This is a genomic window from Limnohabitans sp. (assembly GCF_036804465.1).
Classification (GTDB): domain Bacteria; phylum Pseudomonadota; class Gammaproteobacteria; order Burkholderiales; family Burkholderiaceae_C; genus Limnohabitans.
In genome coordinates this window covers 1-24,734 of the sequence record NZ_DAIRSK010000015.1, presented here as the reverse complement: position 1 = coordinate 24,734, position 24,734 = coordinate 1, and the positions used below count along the sequence as shown (strand labels likewise).

General features: G+C 53.5%; 21 protein-coding genes and 2 tRNA genes. 16 read left to right on the top strand and 7 right to left on the bottom strand.

Going from position 1 to position 24,734, the window contains the following annotated elements; translation table 11 throughout:
* Positions 1-2: 2 nt before the first annotated feature.
* The 4 genes from V7Q41_RS09400 to V7Q41_RS09385 all read left to right on the top strand — a co-directional run bounded on the left by V7Q41_RS09400 (position 3) and on the right by V7Q41_RS09385 (position 4,277).
* Entirely contained in the window at positions 3-1,271 is a 1,269-nt protein-coding gene (locus tag V7Q41_RS09400) for an aspartate kinase (RefSeq protein WP_333845560.1), read from the top strand.
* A 25-nt stretch (positions 1,272-1,296) separates the two neighbouring features.
* Positions 1,297-1,389, top strand: a tRNA-Ser gene (locus tag V7Q41_RS09395).
* Between the two features lie 290 nt (positions 1,390-1,679).
* Complete coding sequence (locus V7Q41_RS09390; RefSeq protein WP_333845559.1) at positions 1,680-2,738, top strand: S8 family serine peptidase; 1,059 nt, start codon at positions 1,680-1,682, stop codon at positions 2,736-2,738.
* A 156-nt stretch (positions 2,739-2,894) separates the two neighbouring features.
* A complete protein-coding gene (locus V7Q41_RS09385) occupies positions 2,895-4,277 on the top strand; it encodes an EAL domain-containing protein (protein ID WP_333845558.1) in 1,383 nt (460 codons plus the stop codon).
* Between the two features lie 5 nt (positions 4,278-4,282).
* Here V7Q41_RS09385 and V7Q41_RS09380 read toward each other — a convergent pair whose 3' ends face one another.
* From V7Q41_RS09380 to V7Q41_RS09370, 3 genes are all read right to left on the bottom strand, one after another.
* Positions 4,283-5,365, bottom strand: coding sequence for a S8 family serine peptidase (locus tag V7Q41_RS09380; protein WP_333845557.1), 1,083 nt, complete (start codon positions 5,363-5,365; stop codon positions 4,283-4,285).
* Entirely contained in the window at positions 5,356-5,862 is a 507-nt protein-coding gene (locus V7Q41_RS09375) for a hypothetical protein (protein ID WP_333845556.1), read from the bottom strand. Before V7Q41_RS09375 ends, V7Q41_RS09380 begins: the two co-directional genes overlap by 10 nt.
* A 79-nt stretch (positions 5,863-5,941) precedes the next feature.
* Positions 5,942-6,778 carry a shikimate dehydrogenase gene (locus V7Q41_RS09370; protein WP_333845555.1) on the bottom strand — a complete coding sequence of 279 codons (837 nt, stop codon included), beginning with the start codon at positions 6,776-6,778 and terminating at the stop codon, positions 5,942-5,944.
* A gap of 209 nt (positions 6,779-6,987) precedes the next feature.
* Here V7Q41_RS09370 and V7Q41_RS09365 point away from each other — a divergent pair, with 209 nt between their 5' ends.
* Genes V7Q41_RS09365 through V7Q41_RS09350 form a run of 4 tightly spaced genes read left to right on the top strand, consistent with a single transcriptional unit; the run spans position 6,988 to position 9,637 of the window.
* A complete protein-coding gene (locus V7Q41_RS09365; RefSeq protein WP_333845554.1) occupies positions 6,988-7,359 on the top strand; it encodes a bactofilin family protein in 372 nt (123 codons plus the stop codon).
* An 18-nt stretch (positions 7,360-7,377) separates the two neighbouring features.
* The gene (locus tag V7Q41_RS09360) at positions 7,378-8,418 is read left to right on the top strand and encodes a M23 family metallopeptidase (RefSeq protein ID WP_333845553.1); all 1,041 of its coding nucleotides are present in this window, start codon (positions 7,378-7,380) and stop codon (positions 8,416-8,418) included.
* Between the two features lie 46 nt (positions 8,419-8,464).
* Positions 8,465-8,896 (top strand): bactofilin family protein, encoded by a 432-nt coding sequence (locus tag V7Q41_RS09355; protein ID WP_333845552.1) that lies wholly within the window; start codon positions 8,465-8,467, stop codon positions 8,894-8,896.
* A 33-nt stretch (positions 8,897-8,929) separates the two neighbouring features.
* Positions 8,930-9,637: a helix-turn-helix domain-containing protein gene (locus V7Q41_RS09350; RefSeq protein ID WP_333845551.1), complete on the top strand. Its 708-nt coding sequence runs from the start codon at positions 8,930-8,932 to the stop codon at positions 9,635-9,637.
* Between the two features lie 40 nt (positions 9,638-9,677).
* Here the strand turns inward: V7Q41_RS09350 and hemH are convergent, their stop codons facing one another.
* The gene (gene hemH, locus V7Q41_RS09345; RefSeq protein WP_333845550.1) at positions 9,678-10,775 is read right to left on the bottom strand and encodes a ferrochelatase; all 1,098 of its coding nucleotides are present in this window, start codon (positions 10,773-10,775) and stop codon (positions 9,678-9,680) included.
* Positions 10,776-10,796: 21 nt separating this feature from the next.
* Here hemH and V7Q41_RS09340 point away from each other — a divergent pair, with 21 nt between their 5' ends.
* Positions 10,797-11,492 (top strand): HAD family hydrolase, encoded by a 696-nt coding sequence (locus V7Q41_RS09340; RefSeq protein ID WP_333845549.1) that lies wholly within the window; start codon positions 10,797-10,799, stop codon positions 11,490-11,492.
* Here V7Q41_RS09340 and hpnE read toward each other — a convergent pair.
* From hpnE to V7Q41_RS09325, 3 genes are read right to left on the bottom strand one after another with little or no spacing between them, the layout of a single operon-like run.
* Positions 11,433-12,719: a hydroxysqualene dehydroxylase HpnE gene (hpnE, locus tag V7Q41_RS09335; protein WP_333845548.1), complete on the bottom strand. Its 1,287-nt coding sequence runs from the start codon at positions 12,717-12,719 to the stop codon at positions 11,433-11,435. The two genes, V7Q41_RS09340 and hpnE, sit on opposite strands and share 60 nt — an antisense overlap.
* Before the next feature lie 15 nt (positions 12,720-12,734).
* A complete protein-coding gene (gene hpnD, locus V7Q41_RS09330) occupies positions 12,735-13,574 on the bottom strand; it encodes a presqualene diphosphate synthase HpnD (RefSeq protein WP_333845547.1) in 840 nt (279 codons plus the stop codon).
* 46 nt (positions 13,575-13,620) lie between these two features.
* Positions 13,621-14,400, bottom strand: coding sequence for a squalene/phytoene synthase family protein (locus V7Q41_RS09325; protein WP_333845546.1), 780 nt, complete (start codon positions 14,398-14,400; stop codon positions 13,621-13,623).
* Between the two features lie 93 nt (positions 14,401-14,493).
* Between V7Q41_RS09325 and V7Q41_RS09320 the strand changes: the two genes are divergently transcribed.
* From V7Q41_RS09320 to lon, 7 genes are all read left to right on the top strand, one after another.
* On the top strand, positions 14,494-15,582 hold the full coding sequence (locus V7Q41_RS09320; protein ID WP_333845545.1) for an efflux RND transporter periplasmic adaptor subunit: 1,089 nt from the start codon (positions 14,494-14,496) through the stop codon (positions 15,580-15,582).
* A gap of 7 nt (positions 15,583-15,589) precedes the next feature.
* Positions 15,590-18,709 carry an efflux RND transporter permease subunit gene (locus V7Q41_RS09315; RefSeq protein ID WP_333845544.1) on the top strand — a complete coding sequence of 1,040 codons (3,120 nt, stop codon included), beginning with the start codon at positions 15,590-15,592 and terminating at the stop codon, positions 18,707-18,709.
* Between the two features lie 52 nt (positions 18,710-18,761).
* Positions 18,762-18,848: transfer RNA gene (locus V7Q41_RS09310), tRNA-Leu, on the top strand.
* 58 nt (positions 18,849-18,906) lie between these two features.
* Positions 18,907-20,220 (top strand): trigger factor, encoded by a 1,314-nt coding sequence (gene tig / locus V7Q41_RS09305; RefSeq protein WP_333845543.1) that lies wholly within the window; start codon positions 18,907-18,909, stop codon positions 20,218-20,220.
* Positions 20,221-20,240: 20 nt separating this feature from the next.
* Complete coding sequence (gene clpP / locus V7Q41_RS09300; protein ID WP_333845542.1) at positions 20,241-20,849, top strand: ATP-dependent Clp endopeptidase proteolytic subunit ClpP; 609 nt, start codon at positions 20,241-20,243, stop codon at positions 20,847-20,849.
* A gap of 34 nt (positions 20,850-20,883) precedes the next feature.
* Positions 20,884-22,149: an ATP-dependent Clp protease ATP-binding subunit ClpX gene (clpX, locus tag V7Q41_RS09295; protein WP_333845541.1), complete on the top strand. Its 1,266-nt coding sequence runs from the start codon at positions 20,884-20,886 to the stop codon at positions 22,147-22,149.
* A 57-nt stretch (positions 22,150-22,206) separates the two neighbouring features.
* Positions 22,207-24,624, top strand: coding sequence for an endopeptidase La (gene lon / locus V7Q41_RS09290; protein ID WP_333845540.1), 2,418 nt, complete (start codon positions 22,207-22,209; stop codon positions 24,622-24,624).
* Positions 24,625-24,734: the final 110 nt, after the last annotated feature.

Genomic DNA, 24,734 nt, shown 5'->3' with positions numbered 1-24,734 from the left:
ATATGGCGTTGTTTGTTCATAAATATGGCGGTACGTCGATGGGCTCGACAGAGCGCATTCGCAACGTCGCCAAGCGCGTAGCCAAATGGGCCCGCGCCGGTCACCAAATGGTGGTGGTGCCTTCCGCGATGAGCGGTGAGACCAACCGTTTGCTCGGCCTTGCCAAAGAATTGGCCCCCTCCAAAGTCGACTCAGCCTATGACCGTGAACTTGACATGCTGGCCTCCACAGGAGAGCAAGCATCATCTGCTTTGTTGGCGATTGCTTTGCAAGCCGAAGGCCAGCCCTCGGTCAGCTATGCAGGCTGGCAAGTGCCGATTCGTACCAACAACGCCTTCACAAAGGCCCGCATTGAGTCGATTGACGGCAAGCGTGTGCGCGCAGACTTGGACGCAGGCAAAGTGGTCATCATCACTGGTTTTCAAGGCAGCGACAGTAATGACAACATCACTACCTTGGGGCGTGGCGGGTCTGATACATCGGCGGTGGCGGTGGCGGCAGCGCTCAATGCCCAAGAGTGTTTGATCTACACCGATGTGGATGGCGTCTACACCACCGACCCCCGAGTGGTGCCTGAAGCGCGACGCTTAGAAACGCTGTGTTTTGAAGAGATGCTGGAGATGGCATCTTTGGGTAGCAAAGTTTTGCAGATTCGCTCGGTTGAATTTGCAGGTAAGTACAAGGTGCCGCTGCGCGTGTTGTCCAGCTTCACCGCGTGGGACATCGACATCAACGAAGAAGCCAAATCTGGCACGTTGATCACCTTTGAGGAAGACGAAAAAATGGAACAAGCAATCGTATCTGGTATCGCCTTTAACCGCGATGAAGCCAAAATTTCTGTGGTCGGTGTGCCCGACAAGCCAGGTATCGCCTACCAAATTTTGGGAGCTGTCGCGCAAGCCAACGTCGAAGTCGACATGATCATCCAAAACATCAGCAAGGATGGCAAAACCGACTTCAGCTTCACCGTGCACCGCAATGACTTTGCGCGCACCATGGACTTGCTCAAAGACAAAGTGCTCCCAGCTTTGGGTGCAAGTGAGGTCATTGGCGACACCAAGATTTGCAAAGTGTCGATCGTGGGCATTGGCATGCGCAGCCATGTGGGCGTGGCAAGCAAGATGTTTCGCTCATTGAGCGAAGAGGGCATCAACATCCAAATGATCTCCACTTCTGAGATCAAAACCTCGGTGGTCATCGATGAAAAATACATGGAGCTTGCGGTGCGCGCATTGCACAAAGCTTTTGATTTGGATCAGCCCAATCTCTAAGGTTCGTGCATAATATGCACCAGCTGGAAACGTGACCGAGTGGCCGAAGGTGCTCCCCTGCTAAGGGAGTATGGGGTGTAGAGCCTCATCGAGGGTTCGAATCCCTCCGTTTCCGCCAGCTACCCCCTAAAACGCGCCAAAGGCGCGTTTTTTTACGCTTAAAAAGTAGTCACTTTTTCAGTGAGTGCTTGTTAAAATCTTGAAAGATTCGAATCATTTACAACCCACTTCAGTCCAAGTGGTGATTCAAATGTAAACAAGGGTTCAGCGCGATAGTATTTTTGCTCTAATTGTTGTTTCAAACCTTCAAATTTAAGATGAAGTTGCCAAAACTATTTTGTTTGGTGAATTTTTTAGATTGGGTTTGTTTCGGTGCTTTCACTTGCGCGTTACCTTCGTCTTGGCTCCTTGAGCCTGTTTGCGTTGGCTGCTTCGATGGCGTCAAGTGCGGACGATTTGCCTTGGCATTTAGGCTCTTTGAATCCTTCAGTGGCGGCTGCCCCAGCGTCGATCAACACCGTTTCATTCAAGCCTGGGCCGCATGGGGTGGTTGTTGCGGTCATAGACAGCGGCGTGTTGTCTAACCATCCCAGTTTGCAAGGAAGGTTGCTGCCTGGGTATGACATGTTGTCAGCGCCGCTCAATTTGCGGGGGGCGCGCTCTGCTGATTACTCGCCGGATGCGCGCGAAGCAAAGTGCGGGGAGCGGGTGGTGTCTGGTTCGTTTCGAACGCATGGCACCGAAGTGGCCAGTTTGATCGCAGGTAACGGGCAAGATGGTGTGCTTGGGGTGAATCAAGCGGCCAAAATTTTGCCCATTCGATTGTTCAGCTCTTGTCCCATGAAACGCGCTGATTTGTTGGATGCCATGGCTTGGGCTGCTGGCTTGCCGGTGGCGGGCGTGCCCATGAACCCCCATCCTGCGCGCGTGATCAATCTGAGTTTTGCGGGTGGCAAGACAGTCTGTGGTTCAGATTTGCAACAGCTGATTGATCAACTTACCAAAAAGCGTATTTTTGTAGTTTCTGCGGTTGGCAACACGTTTGGAAAACGGTTGTCGGAGCCTTCTAATTGTGAGGGGGTGATTTCTGTCGGAGCGGTGGATGCAGAAAACCGCATCGAGAGTTATTCAGCGCTCGACGCTCGCACGGTGATTTATGCGCCAGGCGGAGGTAAGGGGCTGGCTGGCAATGAACCTTGGCATGTCAACAAGCTCAAGGTTGCGTCTTTTGATGTGGACCTGAAAGGGGATGAGACCCCACTTGGTGTTGCCCGGGGCGTAGGGACAAGCTACGCAACACCCTTGGTTTCGGGGTTTATTTCACTTTTGTTGTCGCATCGCCAAGACATGAGCCCGTCAGATTTCTTGGCTCAGCTACCGAAATTTACACGTCCTGTGATCGCCACAGATAAGTGTGCCGACTGTGCGCCCAAGGGCTTGGCCTTGATGACGGGCATCCTGCGTTAAAGCATATTTCAATTTAATTTTATTGATTAGTTTGTTAATTCTCAATTTAATGTAATAATAAGTGTTAGTTTTGTTATTTTCGGATAGCAAGACGTACATGGTGGTTACACATTGATTTCTGGCGCTTTTAGAAATCGATTCGATTGGAGAATTTTCATGCCTCAAAAATATGTCAAAACATGGATTGTGCTGCCCGCTGCCCTGGCCGCCTTGGTCATAGCTTCGGTGTTGGGTTTTTATGCGGTCCGGCATTTTTTGATCCAAGAGCACAAGGCCTTGGTGCATACGGTGGCCCAAAGTTTCGTGCCTGCGCTGTTGGTCAACGACAACGAGCAAGTGAAATCGCTGATGCAGGGGCTGCAGAGCCATCGGGGTTTAGAAACGGCCGAACTCATCAGCGCGCAAGGAGCGGCGCTCGCAGCATTCGCGCGAAGTGGTGAGTCAGCAGATGATCGCTCGACTGTGTTTGCGCTGGCCTCAACTTTGGATGACGACAACCAGCTTCATCTGATGGCGCCAGTCACTTTTGACAGTTTGATCCTTGCAAATTTGCACATCGCGGTTAATTTGTGGCCGATTTATCTTCGATGGTTGACTTGGTTGGGTGTTCTTCTGATCGTTCCTAGCGTGATTTATGTGTTGGTTAAACAGCTGCGCATCAGGGTTCGATTTGAAAAATTAACGGGCAGTGGTGGTGCTCATCCCAGCGATGGCGGGGTGCCTTTTGATTTGCATGCCTCGACCGCTCAAGCCATGGCGGATGCCCAGATCAGTCTTCAATACCAACCCATTCGGCGTATGAGTGATGGTGGTTTGTTCGGCATGGAAGTACTGGCCTGTTGGCAGCCTCCGTCTGGTGAGACTTTGTTTTTTTCTCCTGCAGATTTTGCGCACTTATCAGATCAGACAGGCATCAGTTTGCCCTTTGATGCTTGGTTGCTTCGTGCGGCTTGTGCCAAAGCTGCTGCATGGCAGCGTCAGCACGGCCCACTGGTTTTGACCATCGATATCTCTGAGGCTCAGTTCAAAGATCCCTTATTTGCTCAAACGGTGCGAGAGATTTGCGACCAAGTTCAGTTCCCTTACCAATTGCTAGAACTGGAGGTGCGTGAGTCTATTTTCATGAGCCACTTAGCTGATGCTTTAAGCGCTTTGCAAGTGTTTGTTTCTAAGGGGTTGCGGGTCAACGTGGAAGGCTTTGGGTTGATGCAAAGCTCACTTGAATTGCTCAAAAGTCAGCTCATTCATAAGATCAAGCTCGATGGCAAATTGACCTCTCGAATGACGAATGATGCATCGGTGGCAGAGTTGATTCAATTAACCATCACGCAGGCGCTGGCGTGTGATGTGGTGGTGATGTCTGAGCAGATTGAGTCACCGCAACAGCTCGTGGCGCTTCAACGGATGGGTTGCATGTTGGGGCAGGGTACTTATTTTGAGCCGCCACTGTCTGAAGCATCTTTTCAAATGCTATTGGCCAAGGGGCAGTTTGAACTGCCAAAGCGTCAGATGGGCCAGCAACACTTATTGCCGCTTTAAGTTGCTTATGGAGGCGCCAGGCCTTCGTTGGCCATCAAACCTTTGGGCGCGCATTCTGAGCACTTGGCAACTTGTTCCACATGGCGAAGAAAATTGGGTAAGTCTTTGGCAAGGTCGCTGGTTTGCTTGTCTGCATGATGCGATAGCCAGAGAGAGACAAAACCTGCCACGATGGGGGCTGCGAAGCTTGTTCCAACGCCGCGATGGAGCGCAGCTGCGCGTTCATTGCCTAGAAAACCCAGCTCATACGTCGCAACCATTAATTTGTTATGGGACCAATATGCATTTGAATCAAGCCTTCGCCCACCGCCGGGCGCATACAGCGTGGTGCGCGTATCGAGTGCAGAGTAGATTTCAATTTTGTTTTCTGCATCAAGTGCGCCAACAGAAATGACGCCCTGACAGTTGGCTGGCTCTTGAAGCGGTTTGTGAAAGTTGTTGCCGGCGGCCGCAATGACAAACACTTTTTTTTCAACAACACGATGGATCAAGCGTTGTAAATCGGCTCCGCATACGGCAAGTCCGCCTGCCATGCTCATGTTGATCACACGCGCTGGGTAGGGGTTATCAGGGACGCCTTCCACTGGCAAACCCGCTGCCCATGCAATCGCGTCGAGAAGATCATGCCGCGACACGCCACAGGCGCCAAAAAGCCTAATTGGCAAAATTTTGGCAGTCGTGTTGACGCCGAACACACCCTCTGCGCCATTGGCTGCAATTAAGCTGGCTACTTCGGTGCCATGGGTTCTAAAGGAACCAGACACCAAGCGTTGACCACACCGTGCTTCCCGTTCATCTGGGGCGAAATTGGCTGAGCGACCCCCTCTTAAGTTATGAGGCGCCGAGAGCATGTCGTAGCCTGGTAAGAGTTGTCCTTGGAGGCTGGGGTGGCCTGCAATGACCCCGCTGTCAATCACTGCGACAGTGATTTGATGAGGTCCTGCATGGATGTTTGCGGTGTTGACCGCCGAAGGCGCATGAGATCCATTTTTTTGGGAGGAGCCCAAATGCCAAGGCAAATTTTGTGCGTTGCTCGCATGAATCGCACCGAGCAAAGTCAAGCTCAATACCGCTTGTTTTAGAAACACGGCCCAACGGCCTCTGTATGCGTGAGCTTCGATAAATAACCAATTGCTGGGTGATGTTTGGCAATGCACCGCAACATTTCTGACTCATCTTCAACGATGTGGAGGTTACTGGTCAAGCCACTGTTTGGCGCGGTCGTCAATACCCGCTTGTTTCCAATCGCGCGCATGGCGGCTGCTGTTAGATTGGAGCTGCCGCCAACAACGCATGCTGAGAGCGTAAGCCCACCGCTTAATTTGACGAAATTACCTTGGTAAACATCGTATAAATCACCAAGTGACAGGCGAATCACTTCTCTTTCTATGGTCAGAGCTGCAAGCGTAAAGTCGTCTGAAGCGTTGGCAATTTGCACATCGCTACGCGAGCAGTGCCAAACAGGTTGTGCCCAAGCAGGTGCACCAATGAGGAAAAGGCCATTGAGGAAAAGGCCATTGAGTAGGAGGCCATTGAGTAGGAGGCCAGTAAGTGCTTTGTTGAGCTGATTGAAAACGCCGTGCATAACAGAAAATTATACACATCACAAAACAAATTGAGTACCTAAATATTAAATAGGGTGCATATTCAAAGCTTCTGACAATTTAGAAAGTTGCCAAGATCGCATTTTTCAGTTGAGGAGTCACTTGCGGCATCACGCCAAACCAAGCATGAAAAGCAGGGCGCGCTTGATGCAGCAGCATGCCAAGCCCATTGACTGTGGTGTTGCCCTTCAGTCGCGCTGCATGCAAGAGGGGTGTTTCAAGTGGAACGTAAATGATGTCTGACACAAGGGCTGAGATCGGAAGCTTTGACAAGTCAATGTCGAGGGCGCTCTCGCCATTCATCCCAAGGCTGGTGGTGTTGACCAAAAGAGCAGCGCCTTCAAGAGCATCTGCGCGCTCAGACCAGTTCAGCGCGCGAACGGCCATGCCAAACTCTTGGGCCAAATCATCTGCTTTGCTCAAGGTGCGGTTGAGTATCCGAATGTCGGTCGCACCGCCATCTAGCAAACTCACCACAATGGCTCTTGCAGCCCCGCCTGCACCCAAAATCACTGCAGGGCCAGTGTCAGCTTGCCAGTTGGGTTGCGCCTCCCGCAGGGACTGCACATAGCCATAGCCATCGTGATTGAATCCATGCAATGCGCCATCTTGTTGCACCACGATGGTGTTTATCGCGCCCATGCGCACAGCCAATGGATCAACCCAGTCAACGAATCGCATGGCATCAACTTTGTGTGGAATGGTGATGTTGCATCCAGCAAGCCCCAAGGCTTGGAGACCGCGGATGGCTGCTTCTAGTTGACTGGGATGGACAGGGAAAAGTCCATAAGCACCAGATAAGCCATACTCGCTTATCCAGTGGTTATGAATGACGGGAGACCGGGAGTGAGACACGGGCCAGCCCATGACGCCCGCCATGATATGAGTTGATTTCATGTTTGATGCGTAAAGTACAACTGCAATAGTAGCCAATGCGTGGAATGATGCTTTTTAGATAAAAACTTAAAAAAATGTTAGGAAGCACATTCATTAAATCCGCTAAGTGGTTGCATTCAATGATTTTTTTTCCACATATAAACAACAAAAAAACTTGAAGTATGTGGTTTTTGACAGTTTTTTTGTTAAAATTAACCTAAGGAGTCCATATGTCTAATCAATCTGATTCGCTCGAAAGTGTTGTCATCGGTGACGGCGTTGTCGTCAAAGGTACGTTCACAGTTCCATCAAAAGCCATCATCAATGGTGTTATTGAGGGTGACTTAACTGCTGAAGAGGTCTTGATCGGCCCGACTGGGAAGATCACAGGCAGAGTTTCTGCCAAGGTGATTGATGTGCGTGGGCAACTGCACAACACCATCATTTCCGAGAAGAGCCTGATCGTTCGCTCGACTGGAAAAATTGCTGGCAAAGTTCAATACTCCGAAATCGAGATTGAAAAGGGCGGCGAGATTGAAGGTACCTTGAGTCAAGATGCCAACGGCCCTGTGATGCAAGTGGGTGCGCCAACCGCTGCCTAAAACGGACCATTTCTCGTCATGATGCACCGACTTGTCACAACTGCTCGATTACTTCCTGGGTTTGTAGCTCGTGGATGGACTCGCCAGTATGAGGATGCGCGGATCATTCTTGAGCAAAACGGCGATCTTCACTACCTCAACATCAGCGCTCACATGCAGCGCATTTTGGTGCGTGGCGGCATTTTGGCCACAGGCGTGATGCTCATCTCTATTTTTGTTCTTCTGGTCACCAGTGTGAATTTGATGATCAGTCGTGCCAAGCTCGAGCGTTCACATGAAGAGGTATATCGAGCATTGCTTAGCAGTGCTTCTGATTCTGAGAACGCCGATCAACTCACGATGAATGACGAGCAAATGGTTGCCTTGGCGCAAACCATTCGTGATCGAGACATGAGCATTCGCCGCTTTGTAGACACATCCATGGTGGCAGTGTCGCAAGAGAACGTGACCATGAAGTCCCAGCTAGAGTCCTCTGGTTTGACCGAAAAGATCGTCAAGATCATTCAGCAAAACGCCGCAAACGGTGGCTTCAACCTTGAAGACGATGTGAAGAGCAACCCGTTGCTGCGTGGCAAAGTGGCAGATGAGCTGGCCACTAACCGTGGTCTGCGTGAAGTGCTGTACGCATTGCCAAGTGTCATGCCTGTGCCAAATTACAGCGTGACATCTGACTTTGGTGTTCGCCGTCATCCAATTACGGGGCAAACGCATTTCCATACTGGGCTAGATTTGTTAAGTCAAACTGGGGATGAAAAAGTTCACCCTGTCAAACCCGGCGTGGTCGTTTTGGCTCAGTTTCATCCGCAATACGGCAACACTGTTGTTGTTCGCCACACCAATGGTGTTGAATCACTCTACGCCCACTTGGCTAACATCGAAGTTAAATTGGGTGACAAGGTGACCAACGAGTCAGTGTTGGGTAATATTGGTAGCACAGGTTCCTCATCAACGGGTAAGCACCTGCATTTGGAAATTTTGATTGGTGGTTATCCAGTCAACCCACAAAAAGTTATACGGACGGCACAATATGTTCAACAAATCCAAAACCAACAACGTTAATTCAACTCAATCAGGCGCTCCATCGCCTGACGAGCAAGAGTTGAACATGGACGTTGAGAATGAAGGCGAGTTGAACGAGGTTGAAACTCAGCCTGTCAACAACCCTATTCCTCAAACCATTCAACCAACTCAGCGAAGCAGCATGATGGACATGATCACGACAACCGCCACAAAGCCTTCAATTTTGAGCGAGGGTTTCTCCTTCCGAGGTGAAATTGCAGCCAAAGGCGCGATCCACGTTGAGGGTGCATTGAATGGCCAAATTCAAGTGGATGAGCTCACCATTGGAGCGCGAGGTCAAGTGGAAGGCGTGGTGACTTGCAGCAGTTTGCACATCAAAGGTAAGTTCTCAGGCACTGCAACCTGTAATGAGTTGATCGTCACATCTTCTGCATCAGTGGATGGTCATGTCGTTTATCAAACCTTGTCTGTTCAAAAGGGTGCTTCAATCAAAGGCGAACTTTTGCTGGTGAAGTAATCTCGCTCACCCAGTGACAGACAGCGTTTGCGTATGAGCCAAGAAGATATTTATATCAACGGTGATTTGCTGCGCTTGCGCCGTGAGGCCAGTGGTTGGGTCATTAACGATATGGCGATACGTGCTTGCTTGTCTGTCAAGCAGGTGCGCCAGCTTGAAGACGGCGGTCTGAGCTCTTTTTACAGCATCTCGGTCAAAGCCACCGCAGCAAAAAAAGTGGGTGCTATTTTGGGCTTATCGCCTGAAGAGGTGTTTGCCAAGGTGCTTGAGTCTGCGCCAAAAGTTGATACCCCTGAACCTGAGCTTGTCGAGCCGACAGACATTGCTACTGATCAAGTCAATGCGGTTATAGCCCCTGACGCGATTGCTCAAGAGGTCAACGCTCCAATTGAAGCACTTGTCAACAGGGATCAAGAGCGAGTGACTCCATCAATTCCCGCATCAGCAGTCAACAACGAAGAACCAAAATCCAAAACATCACTTTGGGTTGTCGCTGGGCTGTTTGTAGCGGCTTTGGCAGTGGCTGCCTACATGCAGCCTCGCGAAGAACCTGCATCTGAACCAGCACCGCCGTTGCTGGTGCTGCCCTCCGAAGATGCAGCCAGTGTTGCAAGTGGTGCTGATGTGCCTGCTTCTGAGCCCGTTGAAGCGGCTTCAGCGGTAGCCGCGCCTCAAAAGACGGCCTCTGTGGCGGTCACACCCTCATCTGCGCCCGCAGCCGCTGCAAGCAAAGCGCTTTGAAGTTTTTTTGCTCAGAAAAAGCCGCTCAAGAGCGGCTTTTTTAGTTTGGTGCGCCCAGAGTCAGGGCTTCGTCACGACTTTTGGTTAACTCTTGAGCAGGAGGTCTTTGCATGGGCCACCCAGCCATGTGCGATTTGCACAAGTCATGCATGCCTTGCACCCATGTGGTGCTGTCGTTCAAACAGGGAATGTAATGAAACGTTTCGCCACCTGCATGTAGATAAGCCTCTTGTGCCTCTTGCGAAATCTCTTCCAAGGTTTCAAGGCAGTCACTGGTAAAACCCGGGCAAATGAGATCGACGCGCTTGACGCCTTGCTCCGCCAAAGCGATGAGCGTGGGCTCGGTATAGGGCTCCAGCCATTTGGCTTTGCCAAAGCGAGATTGGAAGGTGACCATGTATTGCTGTTTGTTCAGGCCCAAAGCCTCACCCAACAAACGCGCCGTTTTGTAGCACTCGCAGTGGTAGGGGTCGCCCAAATGCAGGGTGCGTTCAGGCACGCCGTGAAAACTCATCACCAAACGCTCAGGCTGTCCGTTTGCCGCCCAGTGTGTGCGCACGCGTTCGGCCAATGCTGCAATGTAGGCGGGGTGATCATGGTAGTGGTTGATGAAACGAAACTCGGGCAACACGCGGCTGCGCAGTCCCCAGTGGTAGACCGCATCAAAAACGCTCGCGGTGGTGGTGCCTGAATATTGCGGATAAGCAGGCAAAACCAAGATACGTGTGTGGCCCTCGGTCTTGAGGGCATCCAGTTGACTGGCAATCGAAGGGTTGCCATAACGCATGGCGTAACGCACCGTGACGGCCTCTTGGTTGGCATTGAACACATCTTGCAAGGCTTGGGCTTGTTTGTCGGTCCAGATCTTCAGCGGAGAGCCTTCATCGGTCCAGATGGTGGCGTATTTGGCCGCTGATTTGGCGGGTCTGACCCGCAAGATGATGCCGTGAAGAATAGCCATCCACAAGAGCCGAGGAATCTCGACCACACGGTGGTCACCTAAGAATTCGGCAAGATAGCGGCGAACCGCAGAGGCTGTGGGTGCGTCGGGCGTACCTAAGTTGCACAACAAAACAGCTGTACAAGGTGCTTGTCCGTGTGTGAAAGAAGGTTCGGGGTTAAAGACAGGTTTGAACATGATGCTGTATTCTCGCCCAGCATGCTGAATATTTTTAAAATCCAAGCCATTTCCTTAGACCTTGATGACACTTTGTGGCCTGTTTGGCCCACCATTGCCCGAGCGGAGGTGGTTTTGCAAGATTGGCTGGCATTACACGCGCCTCAAACTGCGCAGCTGTGTACGGATGCCGAAGTGAAAAAACGCATCCGTGCTGAGGTGAACCAGCGTCACCCCGACAAAGCACATGACTTGAGTTTTTTAAGGCGCGAATTCATACGGCAAAGTTTGATCAGCGCTGGCGATGCACCGCATTTGGCTGATGAAGCGTTTGAAGTTTTTTTTGCCGAACGTCTCAACGTCACCTTGTATGACGGCGTCGAGCAAGCGCTTGCGCGTTTGGCACAACGCTATCCCTTGGTGGGTTTGTCAAACGGCAATGCCGATGTGTTTCGCACTGCGGCGGGCCCGTACTTCACAGCCTCACTCAGTGCCCAAGCATTTGGCGTGGCCAAGCCCGATGCGCGCATTTTTCATGCAGCCGCTGCGCGTCTGAACGTGCCTGTAGCGTCTGTGTTGCACTTGGGCGATGACGCCCACACCGATGTGATGGGCGCCATCAACGCCGGCATGCAAACCGCTTGGATCAATACCCAGGGCCATGACTGGCCGCATGATTCAGCGCAGCCTTTGACCGTGAGCCACTTGGCCGATTTGTGTGACCACGTGCTGGGCTGAGCGCACCGCCCCCTCCAGTGTGGACGGGTAGGGGCCGCAAATGTAGTCGCCGCAGGCCCACAGACCCTTGGCCACAAAGGGCTCAGGCCGGTCAAGCATCGGTGTGCAGGCGAGCGTCGCGCGTTTTTCGACCACTGTTTGTATGACCTCAACATTCACCAGCGCCAGTTGCTCGCAAACTTGGTCATGCACTTGCTCTGTCACCTCATCGCGCTCTGCTGAGTAAGCGCTGACCACAGCCGATAGCAAACCGTGCTGTTGGGACAAAGCGCCTTTGTCAAACACAAATTGTGCTGGCGCTTGTGCGTCGCTATGCAAGGCCATCATGGGACGCCTGAGGCCAGTGAAGCCAACGTCCTTGCAATGCAAATACACGGTAGCGATGGCGGTGTGAGCAAGCTCGGCGCATGCATAGGCCCACTGGGGTGCCATGTCGACAGTGAGTCGGGCTGCCTCCCAAGAAGGGCAAGCAAGAAGCACAGCGCTGTGCGTTGAGGCAGCGTGTTGCAACGCCTCCACTTGGGCTGCAGAAACACGCGTTCCCAGATGGATGCTGGCGCCTTTTGATCTGAGCCAATGTAGACAGGCATCTGGCAGCAGAGCGCCCAAATCAACCCGAGGCAGCAGCAGATCAGAACTACCCGCGCCGCCCAAAAGCGCATCATGCAACACACGCAAAAACACGGTGGCACTGGATTCATTCGTGGGTGTGTTCAGCGCAGACAAACACAGTGGGTCAATGAGCTGCGTCTTTACCCGAGGGGTCAGGCTGGATGCTTCGCACAGTTGCGCCACGGTCATTGTCGCCTCGCATTCAAACCCTGCCAACTGCCATGACCAGGCGGCTTGCATCAGGCTGGCTTTGTCCTTCAAGGTCCAGCCTGAGGCGCGAGCCAGGCCAGCGAGCAAGTTGAGTGGCATTGGCCAATTGGACAGGTGCAGGCCTTGGTCATCTGCAAAGCGCATGTCAAGTGGGATGCGTTTGAGCAGTGCCTCAGGATCCAAACCGACGGTGCGCATCAAGGCCAATGTGTCGCGATAGCCACCGATCAGCACATGCTGACCATTGTCCAAGGGCTTGCCCGCAAAGCTTTGTGTCAAGCTTCGAGCGCGGCCACCTGCCATGCTGGCGGCTTCAAACAACTCGACATTCCAGCCCGCTTGCGTGGCAGCCACGGCAGCGGCTAAACCAGCCCAGCCAGCGCCCACGATGGTCAGTTGCTTCATGCGCTGATTGACAAGCTAGAAGCGGCCCAGCGCTTGCATCTTCCAAGCGAGCCAGAGTTTGTGCAGGGGTGTGAGTGCCACACGTTGGGTGAGCACTGGAAACCCCTTGACCTCGATTTCGCGCAACAAGGTGCGGTAAATGCTGGCCATCATGAGGCCTGGCTTTTGGTGCTTCCAGTCGTTGGCAGGTAAAAGTGCCAGCGCTTCGTCATACAACGCATGCGCACGCGCTGCTTGGAATTGCATCAGCGCTTGAAAACGCGCAGAGTCCAAACGATTCAAAATTTCGTGCGCCTTGACTTCGAACTTTTGCAACTCATTGACGGGCAAGTAAATACGTCCGCGCAGGGCATCTTCCCCCACATCGCGGATGATGTTGGTGAGCTGAAACGCTTGGCCCAAAGTGTGGGCATAGGCGGTGGTGGCTGCGTCAGTTTGGCCAAAAATTTTGGCTGAGACTTCGCCCACCACGCCCGCCACCAAATGGCAGTAGCGCGTGAGGTTGGGGTAGTCCAGATAGCGTGTTTGCGACAGGTCCATTTCGCAACCCTCAATCACCGATTGCAACGCAGCTTCTTCAATGCCGAACTCAGCCACCAGCGGCATCAGCGCTTGCGTGACAGGGTGATTGGGTTGTCCCGCAAAAGCTTGGCGCACTTCGTTGTGCCACCACGCCAGTTTGGTAGCGGCGACGCCGACATCGGACACTTCGTCCACCACATCATCGACCTCGCGGCAAAAAGCATAAAAAGCCGTGATCGCCGCGCGACGCTGGGGTGGTAAAAAAAGGAAGGCGTAATAAAAGCTGCTGCCAGAGGCGGAGGCTTTTTGTTGAACGTAGTCTTGAGGAGTCATGTGTGCCTGATTATCAGGCACACAAGCTTGGCTGAGCCTAAACCCTTCACATGCGAAGGCAGCGCCAAGCGATCAGAAGCAGGTCTGACTTTTTCAGTGTGGGACGAGCCAGTTGCTTGTGGTCTGCGGTCTCAACGCGTGCATCGAGTTTGTCCAAGATGCGCAAGCCGCCTTGCACCACCGCTCGTAGCTCCCAACCCGCACGGCCTTTGATGCGACGCACCAGCGGTGTGCCTTGCAGCATCAGTGCGCGTGCAAAGCTAAGCTCTTGCTTGAGGGAGTGGCCTTGAGGCAAATAATCGCGGCCGCGGTGCAGATCTTCGGCGCGGTCTTGCCAAAAGTTGATCAGCTGTAAGGCCGTGCAAATAGCGTCGCTCTGCGCCAGGGATGGCGCGTCAGTGACACCATACAAATGCAACATCAATCGGCCAACAGGGTTGGCGGATCGACGGCAATAGTCCAGCAGCTCGGTTCGATGGCGATAGCCTTGGCCTACGCTGGTGTAAATCACGTCTTGTTCAAATGCATCCAGCAAATCTAGCAGGGGCTGCGCTGGCAATTGGTGTTGCGCAGTTGCACCTTGCAATGGGCCGAACACTTTTGGCCAGCGCCGACTGGTTGTCTTGCTGAGGCTGAGGCATTGCTGGAGGTCTGCGCGATATTCACCCAAAGCCTCAAGGCGATGGTGTGCGGGGTCTTGGCCTTCGTCAGCCAAATCATCAGCCGTGCGGGCAAAGTGGTACAGCGCCGATACGGCGGGGCGCAGATGCTTCGGGCAAAGCCAAGACGCGACAGGGAAATTTTCGTAATGGTCGATACTTGACATAAGGGGTCAATTGTCGTTCGCCTTTTTTTCAAGAAGGTGAATGGAGATCAGCTACATTAATAACCACTCAGTCATTAATAAAGTCAATACTTTATGTTGTATTCAAATATGCTCTCACATCGCTTTTCGAGCCTTGTTTTCCTGGTTCTTCTCTTGACGGCTTGCGGCAAGGCGGAGCCACCTCGTGAGCCGATGCGTGCGGTCAAGGTGATGACGGTGGGCGAATCCAGTGCCACCACTGACTTAGAGTTTTCCGGCGAGGTGCGCGCACGCATTGAGTCCAGCCTAGGCTTTCGTGTGGCTGGCAAAGTGCTGAGCCGCCCAGCAGAAGTGGGTCAGCGCGTCAAGGCTGGGCAGCTTTTGGCGCACCTAGACCCACAAGACTACCGAGCGTCTGCCGATGCAGCCGAGGCCCAACTGGTGGCCGCCCAAACTAACCGCGATGTGGCGGGCGCAGACTTCAAGCGTTACCAAGATTTACATGCGCAAGGTTTCATCAGCGTGGCCGAGTTGCAGCGCCGCGAGTCGGTCTACATGTCGGCCCAAGCCCAATGGAGGCAAGCCCAAGCTCAAAGCTCAGTGCAGAGCAATCAAACTGGTTACACCCGTTTGTTGGCTGATGGTGCGGGCATCGTCACCTCGGTCGATGCCAGTGCTGGCCAAGTGGTGGCCGCTGGTCAGCCAGTGGTGCGATTGGCTTTAGATGGCCCACGCGATGCGGTGTTTTCTGTGCCTGAAGACAAGCTGGGCTTGTTGAAAGCCGGTGACTTGGTCAAAGTGCGCCAGTGGGTGGACGGCAAAGTGCTTGATGCCGTGGTGCGTGATGTCTCGGCGAGCGCAGACCCTGTCACGCGTACCTTTGTGGCCAAAGCCGCACTGCCCAAAGATGCGACGCCGGTGTTGGGATCCACTGTCACCGTGAGCTTGGGCCTTGCCAAAGACGCAGCCAACACCATCAAACTGCCCACCAGCGCTTTGCGCTTGGAAGCGGGCGCTACCTCGGTGTGGGTGCTGGACCCCAATACCTTGACGGTCAAGCCCCAAGCTATTGAGGTGAACACCGCCAGCGGCAACGAGGCGGTGGTGACATCCGGTCTCAAAAACGGCGACCAAGTGGTGCTGTCCGGCGTGCATGTGTTGACAGCAGGCCAAAAAGTCTCGGTATTTGGCGCGGCGAAGTGAGTGGAGCATGGGCGATAAATTCAACCTTTCTAAATGGGCGCTTGACCATCCAGCGCTGACCCGCTACTTGATGGTGGTTCTGATGGCGCTGGGTACGGCGGCCTACTTTCAGCTGGGCCAAGACGAAGACCCACCTTTTACCTTCAGAGCCATGGTGGTGCGCACGTATTGGCCGGGTGCCACGGCACAGCAAGTGGCTGAGCAAGTCACCGATAAGTTGGAGCGCACCCTGCAAGAGGTGCCCTTTGCAGACAAGATTCGCAGCTACTCCAAACCGGGCGAATCACAAATCATTTTTCAAATCAAAGACTCCTCCAAGCCCACCGATGTGCCCAACGTGTGGTACTCGGTTCGCAAGAAGATTGGCGACATGCGCTACACCTTGCCGCCTGGCGTGCAGGGCCCGTTCTTCAACGATGAGTTTGGCGATGTGTTTGGCGTGATTTATGCCCTCGATGCGCCCGGCTTCACGCCTGCAGAGGTCAAAAAGTTTGCTGATGCTGTGCGGCAACAACTGCTGCGAGTGCCCTATGTAGCCAAGGTCGAGCAGTTTGGGGTGCAAGACGAAAAAATCTTCATTGAAATTGCGCAAAAGCGTTTGGCTCAGTTGGGCTTGGATGTGGGCAGCGTGTTGTCGCAACTCAGCCAAGAAAATGCGGTCGAAAACGCAGGCGCAGTGCAAGCCCCGCTTGATGTGTTGCAAGTGCGCATCGCAGGTCAATTTGAAACTGAGGCGCAGCTGCGTGCCATGCCCATTCGTGGCAGCTCGGGCCAGCAAACCAAGCTGGGCGACATTGCCACCATCACGCGCGGCTATGTGGAGCCTTCTACCGTGAAGGTGCATCACCAAGGTCAACCCGTCATTGCGCTCGGGGTGTCGATGGCCAAAGGCGGCGACATCATTGCCTTGGGCAAGGCCTTGGAAGTTGCCACCACGCGCATTGAAAAAACATTGCCTGCAGGTGTGAGTTTGCTCAAAGTGCAAGACCAGCCCAAAGCGGTAAAAAAGTCGGTCGGTGAGTTTGTGAGTGTGCTGATAGAGGCCGTGCTGATTGTGCTCGCCGTCAGCTTTGTGGCTTTGGGTTTGCACAAAGGCGGGCGCTTTGGCTGGTATGTGGACATGCGCCCGGGTTGGGTGGTGGCCATCACGATTCCGCTGGTGTTGTCCATGACGTTTTTGGCCATGAACTATTTGGGCATTGGGCTGCACAAAATCTCGTTGGGCTCGCTCATCATTGCCTTGGGCCTGTTGGTGGACGACGCCATCATTGCGGTGGAGATGATGGTGCGCAAAATGGAAGAAGGTTATGACCGCGTCCGCGCCGCCACCTTTGCGTATGAAGTGACTGCGATGCCCATGCTCACAGGCACGCTCATCACCGCAGCAGGTTTTTTGCCTATTGGCATGGCCAAGTCGACTGTGGGTGAGTACACCTACGCCATCTTTGCGGTGACCGTGATTGCACTGGTCTTGAGTTGGTGGGTGTCGGTGTACTTTGTGCCGTATTTGGGTACCTTGCTGTTAAAGGTCAAGCCCCAAGGTGGGCACGGCGGTGAGCATGAATTGTTTGATGGACCTTTTTACCGCCGTTTTCGCACCACAGTGACCTGGTGTGTGGAATACCGCTGGAAAGCGATCAGCATCACACTTCTCATTTTTGTCCTCGGCATTGTGGGCATGGGCCGCGTACAACAGCAGTTCTTTCCAGACTCGAGCCGGCCTGAGATTTTGGTGGACTTGTGGTTCCCTGAGGGCACTGCTTTCAAAGCCAACGAGGCCGTGACGCAAGCGGTCGAACAGCGCTTGCTCAAAGAGCAGGGCGTGCAAAGCGTGAGCACTTGGATTGGCTCTGGCGTGCCACGTTTTTACCTGCCTCTTGACCAAGTGTTTCCGCAAACCAACGTGTCCCAGATCATTGTCATTCCCGAAAGTTTGGAGCGCCGCGAGTCTTTGCGCTTAGCTTTGCCCGAGATGCTGGCGCAAGCCTTCCCAGAAGCGCGCGCGCGCGTCAAGCTTTTGCCCAATGGACCCCCCGTGCCATATCCTGTGCAGTTCCGTGTGGTCGGGTCAGATCCCAAAGTGTTGCGCTCGCTCGCTGACGAGGTCAAGGTGCAAATGCGTGCCAGCCCCAACACGCGTGGTGTGAACGACAACTGGAACGAGGCCATCAAAGTGGTGCGACTCGAAGTGGACCAAGCCAAGGCACGCCACTTGGGCGTGAGCAGCCAATCCATCGCGCAAGCGGTGCGCACTTTGTTGGTGGGCTCCACGGTGGAACAATTCCGTGAGGACAACAAGCTCATTGACATCGTGCTGCGTCAACCCCTCAACGAGCGCGACGCCATCAGCGACTTGGCAAGCGCCTATGTGCCCACCATGTCGGGTCGCATGATCCCCCTCACGCAAATCGTCAAACCTGTGCTTTCTTGGGAGCCAGGCGTGATGTGGCGGGAGGGGCGTGAATACGCCATCACGGTGCAGTGCGACATCATCGAGGGCCTGCAAGGCGCCACCGTCACGCAGCAGTTGTTGCCTGACTTGAAGAAACTCGAAGCCAAATGGCAAGAAAGCGGCATGGCCAGCTACCGCATTGAAGTGGCTGGAGCCGTAGAAGAAAGCTCTAAAGGATCTAGTTCGATCTCAGCTGGCCTCCCTGTGATGCTTTTCATCACCTTCACCTTGCTCATGCTTCAGCTCCACAGCTTCAGCCGAGCTTTGTTGGTGTTTCTCACGGGTCCACTTGGCTTGGCTGGTGTGGCGGGCGCTTTGTTGGTACTCGACCGTCCCTTTGGCTTTGTGGCCTTATTGGGTGTGATTGCCTTGATGGGCATGATTCAGCGCAACTCCGTCATCTTGATTGACCAAATCGAGCAAGACCGTGCCAATGGTGTACCTGCTTGGGAGGCTATTGTGGAGTCCGCCGTGCGCCGCTTGCGCCCGATCGTGCTGACTGCAGCCGCAGCAGTGCTGGCCATGATTCCGCTCACGCGCAGCGTGTTTTGGGGCCCCATGGCGGTTGCCATCATGGGGGGTCTCATGGTTGCCACGGTCTTGACGCTTCTTGCCCTGCCCGCCATGTATGCTGCGTGGTTTAAGGTCGAAAAGCCGTCTAAAATGTCGAGCTGACCGATTTCAAACGGGTGGTCTCTACAGACCACCCGTTGTTATTTTGATACCCGCGCGGGTGGCGAAATTGGTAGACGCACCAGGTTTAGGTCCTGACGTCCGCAAGGATGTGCGGGTTCGAGTCCCGCCCCGCGCACCACTTGATTGATAGCAAGCGGCCTTGTGACCGCTTGACTCTGCCAAATTAGGAGAAATACATGGCTGTGACTGTTGAGACTTTGGAAAAACTCGAACGCAAGATTACGTTGAGCTTGCCCGTGGATGTCATTACCAAAGAAGTGGACGTTCGCTTGAAGCGCGTTGCACGCCAAGTCAAGATTGACGGATTTCGTCCAGGCAAAGTGCCCATGAACATCGTGGCCCAACGCTACGGCTACTCGACGCAGTTCGAGGTGATGAACGACAAAGTGGGCGAGGCTTTTGCTGTGGCCACCAAAGAAGCCCAGTTGCGTGTTGCAGGTCAACCCAGCATCACTGAAAAAGAAGGTGCACCTGAAGGTCAAATGCAATTTGACGCTGTCTTTGAGGTCTATCCCGAAGTCACATTTGCCGACATGGCCGCCGTGGAGATTGAAACAGTCTCTGCCGAAGTGACAGATGCAGCCATCGACAAAACCATTGACATCTTGCGCAAGCAACGCCGCACCTTCGCCCAGCGCGGCCTAGACTCTGCAGCACAAGATAACGACCGTGTGACCATCGACTTTGAAGGCAAGATTGACGGCGAGCCCTTCCAAGGCGGCACAGCCGAAGACTTTCAGTTCTTGCTTGGTGAAGGCCAAATGCTCAAAGAATTTGAAGATGCGGTGCGCGGCATGAAGTCTGGTGAAAGCAAAACCTTTCCCCTCAACTTTCCAGCCGACTACCACGGCAAAGACGTGGCTGGCAAACAGTCTGATTTCTTGGTGACCTTGAAAAAAGTCGAAGCCGCTCACCTGCCAGAAGTCACCGACGAGTTAGCCAAGTCGTTGGGCGTGGCTGATGCGACTGTTGCGGGTTTGCGCGCGGACATCAAGAAAAACTTGGAACGCGAAGTGAAGTTCCGCTTGTTGGGTCGCAACAAGCAAGCCGCTTTAGACGCAGTGTCTAGCAAAGCCGAACTCGACCTCCCCAAAGCCAGTGTGCAGGCTGAACTTGACCGCATGATTGAAGGTGCTCGCGCCGACCTCAAGTCACGCGGCATCAAAGACGCTGACAAAGCGCCGATCCCCGACGACATCTTCCGTCCACAAGCCGAAAAGCGCGTGCGCATGGGCTTGGTGGTAGCCGATTTGGTTCGCGCCAACAACCTGCAAGCAACCCCAGAACAAATCAAAGCCCACATCGAAGAGTTGGCCTCCAGCTACGAAAAGCCTGCCGACGTTGTGCGTTGGTACTATGGCGACATGAGCCGCTTGGGCGAAGTTGAAGCCATCGTCATTGAAAATAACGTGACTGACTTCATCTTGTCTAAAGCCAAGGTGAACGCCAAAGCAATTTCGTTCGATGAATTAATGGGTCAGCAAAGCTGATTCACGCACAAGGAAACAAGATGAGCGCACTGGACACACAAGCTTTGGGCATGGTTCCCATGGTCATCGAGCAGTCGGGCCGCGGGGAGCGGTCTTACGACATCTATTCGCGATTGCTCAAAGAGCGCGTGATCTTTTTGGTGGGCGAGGTCAATGACCAGACCGCCAATTTGGTGGTGGCTCAGTTGTTGTTTCTTGAGAGCGAGAACCCTGACAAAGACATCTCTCTGTACATCAACTCTCCAGGTGGTTCGGTCAGCGCAGGCATGTCCGTGTACGACACCATGAACTTCATCAAGCCCCATGTGTCCACACTTTGCATCGGCATGGCCGCTAGCATGGGTGCATTTTTGTTGGCCGCCGGAGAAAAGGGCAAGCGCTTTTCCTTGCCCAACTCCAAGGTCATGATTCACCAGCCTCTGGGCGGTACACGCGGACAAGCCACCGAGATCGAAATTCACGCCCGCGAAATACTGAAGACGCGCGAACAACTCAACCGCATCTTGGCTGAGCGCACGGGTCAGCCCTTAGAGAAAATTCAGCGTGACACCGAACGCGATTACTATCTCAGTGCAGACGAATCCAAAGAGTATGGTTTGATCGATCAAGTCATTAGCAAACGCGCTTAATTGACCCGCAGCACACTTACAGACGCACCCATACATGGCCGATAAAAAAAGCGCATCTGGCGAAAAAACGCTCTACTGCACCTTTTGCGGTAAGAGCCAGCACGAAGTCAAAAAACTCATTGCAGGCCCTTCAGTCTTTATTTGCGACGAGTGCATTGACTTGTGCAATGAAATCATCCGTGACGAATTGCCCGGACTAGAAGCCGCCAAGGAAAAGGGCAGCGACTTGCCCACGCCCTACGAGATCAAAGCCAACCTCGACAACTACGTGATTGGCCAAGAACTGGCCAAACGTACCTTGGCTGTGGCGGTGTACAACCACTACAAGCGTTTGAAGCACAAAGAATCGTCCAAAAAAGACGATGTTGAGCTGACCAAAAGCAACATCTTGCTGATTGGCCCCACGGGTTCAGGCAAAACCTTGCTGGCGCAAACCCTCGCGCGCATGTTGGACGTGCCCTTTGTCATGGCCGATGCCACCACCCTGACCGAAGCCGGTTATGTGGGTGAGGACGTCGAGAACATCATTCAAAAGTTGTTGCAAACCTGCGATTACGACGTGGAGCGCGCCCAGCGTGGCATTGTCTACATCGACGAAATCGACAAAATTTCTCGCAAATCTGACAACCCCTCCATCACACGTGATGTGTCGGGTGAGGGTGTACAACAAGCCCTGCTCAAGCTGATCGAGGGCACGATGGCCAGCATCCCACCTCAAGGCGGACGCAAGCATCCCAACCAAGACTTCTTGCAAATCGACACCACCAACATCTTGTTCATTTGCGGCGGTGCCTTTGCAGGGCTTGAAAAAGTCATTGAAAACCGCACCGAAGCGTCTGGCATCGGATTTGGCGCCACGGTCAAGAGCAAAGAGTCACGCAGCCTGACCGAAGTGTTTGGCGAAGTGGAACCTCAAGACATTATCAAATTTGGTTTGATACCCGAGCTGGTGGGCCGTATGCCCGTGATTGCTGCCTTGGCAGAGCTGACCGAAGACGCCTTGGTGCAAATCTTGACAGAACCAAAGAACGCGTTGGTCAAACAATACAGCAAGCTGCTTGCCATGGAAGGCGCTGAGCTTGAAATTCGACCAGCCGCCCTGCGTGCCATTGCCAAAAAGGCCTTGGCGCGTAAAACAGGTGCGCGTGGTTTGCGCTCTATCCTTGAACAATCTCTGATCGACACCATGTATGAATTGCCCAATTCTTCGAATGTCGAAAAGGTGGTGGTGGAAGAAGCCACCATTGACGATAACAAGCCACCTTTGCTGGTCTACCGAGAAGCTGCCAAGAAAGCTTAAACATTCATCTCGGGGACGGTGCCTAGCGCCCGTCCCTTTTTTACTGGAAGGCTGACCATGTCTGGACAACCCCCGCTACCCGCTATCCCTCTTGAACTTCCTTTGTTGCCATTGCGTGACGTGGTGGTGTTTCCTCACATGGTCATTCCCCTCTTTGTGGGACGCCCCAAAAGCATCAAAGCGCTAGAAGCGGCCATGGCGGCAGAGCGGCGCATCATGCTGGTGGCCCAAAAAGCAGCCGCCAAAGATGAGCCCTCTGTGGCCGACATGTTTGAGGTCGGTTGCGTGTCCACCATTTTGCAAATGTTGAAGCTTCCCGATGGCACTGTGAAGGTGTTGGTGGAAGGCCAGCAGCGCGCCAAGGTAGACGGCATTGAAGACGGTGAATCACACTTCACTGCGCATGTCACGCCGATCGAAGTCCAACCTTTAGAAACAGGCAGCGAAGTCGAGGCCTTGCGCCGCGCTGTGATGCAGCAGTTTGACCAATACGTCAAACTGAATAAAAAGATTCCACCTGAAATCCTGACCTCGATTTCCAGCATTGACGATGCCGGCCGCTTGGCCGACACCATTGCTGCCCACTTGCCCTTGAAGCTCGAGAGCAAACAAGTGGTGCTTGATTTGTCACCCGTGCGCGAGCGCTTGTCCAATCTGTTTGAACAAATCGAACGAGAAGTTGAAATCCTCAACGTGGATAAAAAAATCCGTGGCCGTGTCAAACGCCAAATGGAAAAAAACCAACGCGACTTCTACTTGAATGAGCAGGTCAAAGCCATCCAAAAAGAACTGGGCGAAGGCGAAGAGGGCGCTGACATTGAAGAAATAGAAAAAAAAATCAAGGCCGCCCGCATGCCTCAAGAGGCACGCAAGAAGGCCGAGTCTGAGTTGAAAAAGCTCAAGCTCATGTCCCCCATGTCAGCCGAAGCCACCGTGGTGCGCAACTTCCTTGATGTGCTGGTGGGCTTGCCTTGGAACAAGAAAACCAAAATCAAACACGACCTAGGCAATGCCGAAGACGTGTTGAACGAAGACCATTACGGCCTCGATAAAGTCAAAGACCGCATCTTGGAATACCTCGCTGTGCAACAGCGTGTCGACAAGGTGAAGGCGCCCATTCTTTGTTTGGTCGGTCCCCCTGGCGTGGGTAAAACCTCGCTCGGTCAGTCCATTGCCAAAGCCACAGGACGCAAATATGTCCGCATGGCCTTGGGCGGTATGCGCGACGAGGCTGAAATTCGCGGCCATCGTCGCACCTACATTGGTGCGATGCCTGGCAAAGTGCTGCAAAGCTTGACCAAGGTCGGCACGCGTAACCCTTTGTTCTTGCTCGACGAAATCGACAAATTGGGCACGGACTCACGTGGTGACCCTTCTAGCGCTTTGCTAGAAGTGCTAGATCCCGAGCAAAACAACAAGTTTGCTGACCACTACGTGGAGGTCGATTACGACTTGAGCGACGTGATGTTTGTAGCTACCTCGAATTCGATGAACATCCCGCCCGCCTTGCTGGACCGCATGGAAGTGATTCGTTTGTCGGGCTACACGGAAGACGAAAAAACGCACATTGCGATCAAGTATTTGCTACCCAAGCAAATGAAAAACAATGGCGTCAAGGCTGAGGAATTGTCTGTGGACGAAACCGCGGTGCGCGACATCGTGCGCTACTACACGCGTGAAGCCGGTGTGCGTTCCTTAGAACGCGAAATGTCCAAGATTTGCCGCAAGGTCGTCAAAGCCTTGTTGCTCAAGCAAATGACGCCACAAGTCCAAGTGACGGCAGACAACTTGCCCGACTTCTTAGGGGTGCGCAAGTACACCTATGGCCGCGCAGAAGCCGAGAACCAAGTGGGCCAAGTGGTCGGCTTGGCTTGGACCGAAGTAGGCGGTGATTTGCTCACCATCGAAGCCGCCATCATGATTGGCAAGGGCACCATCACACGCACAGGCTCTCTGGGCGATGTGATGAAAGAGTCGGTTGAAGCCGCCCGCACAGTGGTCCGTAGCCGCGCGCGCCGCTTGGGTATCTCGGAAGAGTTGCTAGAGAAGCGCGACATTCATATTCACGTGCCCGACGGCGCCACACCCAAAGACGGACCCAGCGCTGGAGCGGCCATGACCACGGCCTTGGTGTCAGCGCTGACCGGTATTCCCGTGCGTGCAGATGTGGCCATGACAGGTGAGATCACTCTTCGCGGTGAAGTCACGGCGATTGGCGGCTTGAAAGAAAAACTGTTGGCAGCTTTGCGCGGCGGCATCAAGACCGTGCTGATCCCCGAAGAAAACGTCAAAGACCTGCAAGAGATCCCAGAGAACGTGAAGAACGGTTTGGAAATTGTGCCGGTTCGTTGGATTGATAAAGTTTTGGAGATTGCGTTGGAAAAAATGCCAACGCCTTTGTCTGACGAAGTTCCAACCCTGGCAGCTGTCCCTGCGGTTGACGCCGCGGCTAAGGCCGACGCATTGAAGCATTGAGTTTTTTCTAGCGCACACCAGCCCAAGGCGAAAAGTGCGCTAGAATGTGCGGCTTATGCGGGAATAGCTCAGTTGGTAGAGCGCAACCTTGCCAAGGTTGAGGTCGCGAG

Coding starts and splice junctions, on each gene's coding strand:
- V7Q41_RS09340 (WP_333845549.1), top strand. CDS start 10,797: ATGCTGAATATTTTTAAAATCCAAGCCATTTCCTTAGACCTTGATGAC.
- clpX (WP_333845541.1), top strand. CDS start 20,884: ATGGCCGATAAAAAAAGCGCATCTGGCGAAAAAACGCTCTACTGCACC.
- lon (WP_333845540.1), top strand. CDS start 22,207: ATGTCTGGACAACCCCCGCTACCCGCTATCCCTCTTGAACTTCCTTTG.
- hpnE (WP_333845548.1), bottom strand. CDS start 12,719: ATGAAGCAACTGACCATCGTGGGCGCTGGCTGGGCTGGTTTAGCCGCT.
- V7Q41_RS09325 (WP_333845546.1), bottom strand. CDS start 14,400: ATGTCAAGTATCGACCATTACGAAAATTTCCCTGTCGCGTCTTGGCTT.
- tig (WP_333845543.1), top strand. CDS start 18,907: ATGGCTGTGACTGTTGAGACTTTGGAAAAACTCGAACGCAAGATTACG.
- V7Q41_RS09375 (WP_333845556.1), bottom strand. CDS start 5,862: ATGCACGGCGTTTTCAATCAGCTCAACAAAGCACTTACTGGCCTCCTA.
- V7Q41_RS09360 (WP_333845553.1), top strand. CDS start 7,378: ATGATGCACCGACTTGTCACAACTGCTCGATTACTTCCTGGGTTTGTA.
- hpnD (WP_333845547.1), bottom strand. CDS start 13,574: ATGACTCCTCAAGACTACGTTCAACAAAAAGCCTCCGCCTCTGGCAGC.
- V7Q41_RS09400 (WP_333845560.1), top strand. CDS start 3: ATGGCGTTGTTTGTTCATAAATATGGCGGTACGTCGATGGGCTCGACA.
- V7Q41_RS09355 (WP_333845552.1), top strand. CDS start 8,465: ATGGACGTTGAGAATGAAGGCGAGTTGAACGAGGTTGAAACTCAGCCT.
- V7Q41_RS09385 (WP_333845558.1), top strand. CDS start 2,895: ATGCCTCAAAAATATGTCAAAACATGGATTGTGCTGCCCGCTGCCCTG.
- V7Q41_RS09370 (WP_333845555.1), bottom strand. CDS start 6,778: ATGAAATCAACTCATATCATGGCGGGCGTCATGGGCTGGCCCGTGTCT.
- V7Q41_RS09350 (WP_333845551.1), top strand. CDS start 8,930: ATGAGCCAAGAAGATATTTATATCAACGGTGATTTGCTGCGCTTGCGC.
- clpP (WP_333845542.1), top strand. CDS start 20,241: ATGAGCGCACTGGACACACAAGCTTTGGGCATGGTTCCCATGGTCATC.
- hemH (WP_333845550.1), bottom strand. CDS start 10,775: ATGTTCAAACCTGTCTTTAACCCCGAACCTTCTTTCACACACGGACAA.
- V7Q41_RS09365 (WP_333845554.1), top strand. CDS start 6,988: ATGTCTAATCAATCTGATTCGCTCGAAAGTGTTGTCATCGGTGACGGC.
- V7Q41_RS09315 (WP_333845544.1), top strand. CDS start 15,590: ATGGGCGATAAATTCAACCTTTCTAAATGGGCGCTTGACCATCCAGCG.
- V7Q41_RS09320 (WP_333845545.1), top strand. CDS start 14,494: ATGTTGTATTCAAATATGCTCTCACATCGCTTTTCGAGCCTTGTTTTC.